The sequence below is a fragment of the Enterobacter sp. ZOR0014 genome (assembly GCF_000798855.1).
In the GTDB taxonomy this organism is placed as follows: Bacteria; Pseudomonadota; Gammaproteobacteria; order Enterobacterales; family Enterobacteriaceae; genus Enterobacter; species Enterobacter kobei.
Genome location: NZ_JTLF01000395.1, coordinates 1 through 250, shown reverse-complemented (window position 1 = coordinate 250; position 250 = coordinate 1). Strand labels below are relative to the sequence as shown.

1 protein-coding gene is annotated in these 250 nt (G+C 33.6%); it reads right to left on the bottom strand.

Annotation, left to right across the window (positions count from 1 at the left end; translation table 11 throughout):
• Positions 1 to 17: 17 nt before the first annotated feature.
• On the bottom strand, positions 18 to 250 hold a 233-nt coding region (locus L977_RS24840; protein ID WP_047626948.1), incomplete at its 5' end, for a topoisomerase.

Below are 250 nucleotides of genomic sequence, written 5' to 3'. Positions count from 1 at the left end.
TGATGATTGCCATTTAATTATTCCCCTTTTTCTGTTTCTTGCTGTGCTAACCAAATCTTCATGATGTCGGTAATTTCTTTTTTAGTCTTATTTTTCAAGCTGTCAATATTTTGGTATCCTAGTTGTTCAGCTCGTTTTATAAGTGGCTGAATCTCTCTAAGTCGTTGTTTTTCTGCTTCAAGCTCTTTTTGTTCTTCTGTTAGAACTGGTAAATCTTCATTTGCATAAATATATAGCCCTAAACCATGAC